This is a genomic window from Polynucleobacter sp. 31A-FELB (assembly GCF_018882405.1).
Taxonomy (GTDB): Bacteria; Pseudomonadota; Gammaproteobacteria; order Burkholderiales; family Burkholderiaceae; genus Polynucleobacter.
The window spans coordinates 1-3,727 of the sequence record NZ_JACVOO010000032.1; the positions used below are offsets into that span (position 1 = coordinate 1).

Genomic DNA, 3,727 nt, shown 5'->3' on the forward strand with positions numbered 1-3,727 from the left:
TAACCATCTTTTGCAATAAATGCATCGTTTATTGTGGCGAGTCCCACCGGAATTACTGGACTACTTTCCAATGGAATGACTGCCAGCTTTGAATTGGAATGAGTGGCAACATTCACTGTAATACGCACATGGGCAAAGAAGTTGCCCATAAGTGAATTTTCATCAATTTTAATTGTGATAAACCTTATTATCACCATTGGGGTATTGGAGCTTTACGCTCGTTTAACCCAACCTATTAGGCCGCTATTAGTTGTTAAGCAGACTATAGATAAGCTAGTTCCGCTGGCCGAGTCCGACCCAAGGGAGACCTTGGAGGACAAGTCCAGAAACTCATCCCCCTAGTGTGTTACTACCTTGACCGATCCATCCACATATAGTTCTGCTGCATCATTTGGTTCATCATGTTCTGCTGCATACCCATGTATTGATCCATCATGTATTGGCGTTGCTTTAACTGCTCAGGTGTTAATTTAGAGTAATAGGGGCCCATACCATTCCAACCCATCATGTGTCCACCCATCATGCCGCCGTTACCACCACAACAACCCATCATTCCCGAACCCCACATGCCTTGCATCATATTCATGTTGCCCTGCATTGTGCTCCAGTGAGCCTGCATCAGCTTTTGCCTTTCTTGCGGATCTTGAGTTGCACGGATCTGATCCATCTGCTGTTGCATCTTTTTAAAGTTCTCTTGAATTTGAGCGGCTTGCTTATCAAACTCCGCTACATCAACATTTTTTTGTTGTGTCTGTGAGGCTTTAGTGCCCGCCCCTGCTGTTTGCGCCAAAACGGGCGCACTTAGTAAAACACCTAAACTTAAAATCGCAACCCATCCTAGCTTTTTCATTTTAGTACTCCTTGAGTTAACTGCTTGATATGAACTAACACCTAGCTTCTTAATAACCGCAATCCATTTGCCACTACTAGCAAGCTCGCACCCATATCCGCAAATACCGCCATCCACATCGTGGCTTGCCCTGTAAAGGTAAGCACAAGGAAAATAGCTTTAATGCCAAGAGCAAGAACAATGTTTTGAGTCAGAATTAGAGCGGTTGATTTGGATAGCCGAATAAAGGTAGCAATCTTGCGTAAATCATCATCCATTAGCGCAACATCAGCAGTCTCTATCGCAGTATCGGTTCCAGCCGCCCCCATCGCAAATCCAATACTTGCTCTTGCTAAAGCGGGGGCATCATTAATGCCATCTCCAACCATGCCTACCTTTACATTGGGATCCTTTTTTAGGCGACTGTCAATTATTTTGAGCTTATCTTCAGGCAATAAATTACCCATAATCTCATCGACACCCACCTGTTTACCTATTGCCTTAGCGGTGTGCTGATTGTCACCAGTGAGCATGATGGTAGTCACGCCTAATTGGTGAAGCTCATCAATAGCCTGCTTGCTTGTTTCTCTAACAGTATCGGCCACCGCAATAATGGCTAAAACCTCTGTTTGGTTGGTAAGCAATACGGCCGTTTTGCCTTGCTGCTCTAGTGGTAATAAACGATTCTCAATATCATCAGAGCACAAACCCAATTCTTCAATCAGTCGATGATTGCCAAGGTAATACAAATTACCCTCAATAACGCCTTTGACACCGCGACCCAGAATCGCCTCAAAGCTATCTACAGTCTTTAAATCATTCTTTTGCTCTTGATTAGCATGGGCAATTGCTAGAGATACGGGATGATCAGATCGCGCTGCAAGACTGATGGCAATTTCGTGAATATGCTTGTCATTGCTACTTAATGCAAAAAAGTCCGTTTGTGCAGGCTTCCCGTAGGTTAGTGTCCCTGTCTTATCTACTGCTAAGACCTTCATGCTCCGTCCTGCTTCTAAAAAAGCGCCTCCTTTAATTAAGATGCCTTTTCTTGCAGCGGCTGCTAAGCCACTCACAATCGTTACTGGTGTTGAGATCACCAAAGCACAAGGGCAGGCAATCACTAACATGACTAATGCTTTATAGATCCACTCTTGCCATGACTGCGCCATTAACAATGGAGGCAAAACAGCGACTAACACCGCAAGCAAAAAAACAGCTGGCGTATAGATCTTGGCGAATTGATCAACAAAACGCTGGGTGGGCGCACGACTTCCTTGCGCTGCTTCAACTGCATGAATAATTCGAGCTAGCGTTGAATGAGTCGCTTCTGCAGTAACTTTGTATTCGAACGATCCTGTCTGATTGATCGTTCCTGCAAATACCTCATCGCCAACTATCTTATCGACCGGTAGGCTCTCACCCGTGATTGGCGCTTGATTTACTGCCGAGTTACCACTTATTAATATGCCGTCTAAAGCTATTCGCTCTCCAGGACGCACTCGAACTAAAGCACCTAAAGCGATAGCCTTTACATCCGTTAGCACCCAAGAGCCATCGGCTTGCTGAACGGTTGCGGTTTCAGGGGTGAGGTCTAATAAGCCACGAATCGCATTACGAGCACGATCTAATGACTTGGCTTCAATTACTTCAGCTAGAGTAAATAAGAACATCACCATGGCGGCTTCTGGCCAACTTCCAATCGCCATCGCGCCTGTGACTGCAATTGACATTAAGGCATTGATATTGAGATTGCCATTCTTTAATGCAATCCAGCCCTTTTTATAGGTGGTCAGGCCACCTGAAGCAATTGAGGCGATTACTAGAGCAATGACAATCCACTGATTACCAAGTTGCAGCAATTCCATGATTTCAGCCAAGGTTGCAGTGATACCTGCAACAGCCAATGGCCACCAATTTTTTTTAGGTATAGGCTCAATCGAGCTGTCCTTTGTAGAAGTCTGACCACTTTGTAGCACCGCCTGCATTCCAATTGAACCCAAAGCGGACTCGATAGCGTCAAGTGAGTTGAGATTGTGACCAACCGTGAGTATCCTTTGCATTAAGTTAAAGTCCAGCGACTCAATGCCGTTTACACTAACTAGCTTTTTGCGAATAAGCGCCTCTTCAGTTGGGCAGTCCATATTTTCAATGCGATAGATGGCCTTATTCTTGCTCGGTATTTCAGAAGCCTTTGTCACAGGGGTTGATGTTGAACAACTACAGGAGGTATTGCATTCGCTCATAGCGGAAACCTAAATGATGAAGACATAGAACATTTAACACCCTATAGTAACTATAGAGTCAAGGGATTAGAATAAAAATGTAAAAACTTGGAGGTCAAATGAGAATTGGTGAACTAGCAACAGCCACAAGCACTCAAGTGGAAACTATTCGGTTTTATGAACAAGAGGGTTTGTTAGCAAAACCGGCTCGATCTGAGGGTAACTTCCGAATCTACGGGGATCAGCACCTGCAACGCCTTACATTTATTCGCCACTGCCGCTCGCTGGACATGACCTTAAGTGAAATTCGTCAATTACTTCGCTTAAAAGATTTGCCCGATGAAAACTGTGATGCAGTAAATGAATTGCTTGATGCCCATATTGAAGGTGTAAGCAATCGAATTAATGAGCTACGCCAACTTGAGCGACAATTAAAGCTGCTCAGAAAACAATGTCATGCGAATCAGGACTCAGCACATTGCGGGATCTTAAATAAATTATCGCTACCCGTGAAGTAAAAAAGAGGTGACACTACCGCCTCTTATTAGCCTTGGATTCAACCGGTCAACGCAACAGATTGAGCAAAACGTTCTGCCGGTGTTTGATAGTTTAGTGTTTTTCTAGGGCGTTCATTTAGTTTCCTTGCCACTGCATTGAGCTTGGCTTGGGAGTAGTT

The 3,727-nt window shown here is 44.4% G+C and carries 3 protein-coding genes and 1 pseudogene; 1 reads left to right on the forward strand and 3 read right to left on the reverse strand.

What is annotated here, in order from left to right; translation table 11 throughout:
• Positions 1-349 precede the first annotated feature (349 nt).
• Entirely contained in the window at positions 350-850 is a 501-nt protein-coding gene (locus tag ICN30_RS11415; protein WP_068949419.1) for a hypothetical protein, read from the reverse strand.
• Between the two features lie 41 nt (positions 851-891).
• Complete coding sequence (locus tag ICN30_RS11420) at positions 892-3,072, reverse strand: heavy metal translocating P-type ATPase (protein WP_216230282.1); 2,181 nt, start codon at positions 3,070-3,072, stop codon at positions 892-894.
• A 98-nt stretch (positions 3,073-3,170) separates the two neighbouring features.
• On the opposite strand from ICN30_RS11420, the gene cadR reads away from it, so the two are divergent.
• On the forward strand, positions 3,171-3,569 hold the full coding sequence (cadR, locus tag ICN30_RS11425) for a Cd(II)/Pb(II)-responsive transcriptional regulator (RefSeq protein WP_015421828.1): 399 nt from the start codon (positions 3,171-3,173) through the stop codon (positions 3,567-3,569).
• Between the two features lie 38 nt (positions 3,570-3,607).
• Here cadR and ICN30_RS11430 read toward each other — a convergent pair.
• Positions 3,608-3,727, reverse strand: a pseudogene (locus ICN30_RS11430) (IS30 family transposase); the annotation flags it as partial.